Source organism: Mesorhizobium sp. A623 (assembly GCF_054489405.1).
The window spans coordinates 1-1119 of sequence record NZ_JBTMXB010000120.1 but is presented as its reverse complement, the minus strand read 5'-3'; the positions used below and the strand labels follow the sequence as shown (position 1 = coordinate 1119).

Sequence of the window (1119 nt, the reverse complement as noted above, 5' to 3'; positions counted from 1 at the left end):
GGTCTTGGTGCATTGATCGGGGTGCGGACGGATTTCAACCTTTGATGCCGTTGGCTATGCCGTGGCTGCCTTGTACCGGACAGACTTCGGGCGTGCGCATGCCAACATACGATTGAGGACGGCACAACCAATGGCGACTTCCGTTTGCTGGGTCCGGAACGATCTTGCCCGCAGTCGGCTACCGATGATGGATTTGTAGCGGCCGATCGCGGTCTCAACGAGCGAGCGCTTACCGTAGCTGGTCGCAGCCTGCCATTTCATCCGGCCATCTTTGTTGATCGCCGCGATATGCCGGTCCCGCTGGCTGAGAGGTTCGGTATCTGCCCGCTCGATTGCGTTTGCACGCGGCGGTATGACGATCGTTGCACTGCCGCTATGGTTGGTGACGACCTTGTAGGTTGGCTCGCCGTCATAGGCGCCGTCGGCTGTGAACTGGCCGATCTCTCCATCGATCTGGTCGAGCAGCGGTTCCACCTGCGAGGAATCTCCAGTGTTCTGATCGGTCATGACGTGAGCAATGATTTCACCGCTGTCGGCATCCAGCGCCAGATGCAGCTTTCGCCAGCTTCGCCGCGATCTGGCGCCGTGCTTCTCCTCCAGCCACTGCCCGGCCCCATAGATTTCGAGCCCGGTGCTGTCGATGAGGACATGTACGGGTCCGTCTCCTGGAAACCGGCGACCTTGCCGTCTGTCAGGCAATCGCGAGATGCTTGCCCGACGGCTCAGCGTCGTATGATCAGGGACGGCGAGATCCAGTCCCATCAACTGCAGCACCGATGCCAGCAAGCCCTCCGTCTGACGCAGCCGCAGGCCGAACACCAGGCCCAGCGTCAGAGCAGTTTCAATCGCCAGATCGGAGTAGCGCGGCTGGCCACCGCGGGTCGTCCTCTTCGGCGCTCGCCAAGACGACAAGGCTTCCGGCGTGAGCCAGAGCGTCAGGCTTCCTCGTCGGCGAAGGCCTGCCTCATATTCTCGCCAGTTCGTTACCTGGAACTTCATCTTGCCGATGCGATGGCGGCGGGAGGCATTATGTTTGAAGGGCATGAAGATGACGAACCGGCTATTTCAGTCGCCGCTCGACTACGCCATCGCCAATAAATGATCCGTGCACCAAAGCTT

The 1119-nt window shown here is 60.4% G+C and carries 1 protein-coding gene; it reads right to left on the bottom strand.

What is annotated here, in order from left to right:
* Positions 1 to 54: 54 nt before the first annotated feature.
* Complete coding sequence (locus tag ACX3P1_RS28150; RefSeq protein ID WP_459083097.1) at positions 55 to 1044, bottom strand: IS5 family transposase; 990 nt, start codon at positions 1042 to 1044, stop codon at positions 55 to 57.
* Positions 1045 to 1119: the final 75 nt, after the last annotated feature.

Excerpts from the sequence above, each read along its gene's own strand:
- ACX3P1_RS28150 (WP_459083097.1), bottom strand. The coding sequence starts at position 1,044 with ATGCCCTTCAAACATAATGCCTCCCGCCGCCATCGCATCGGCAAGATG.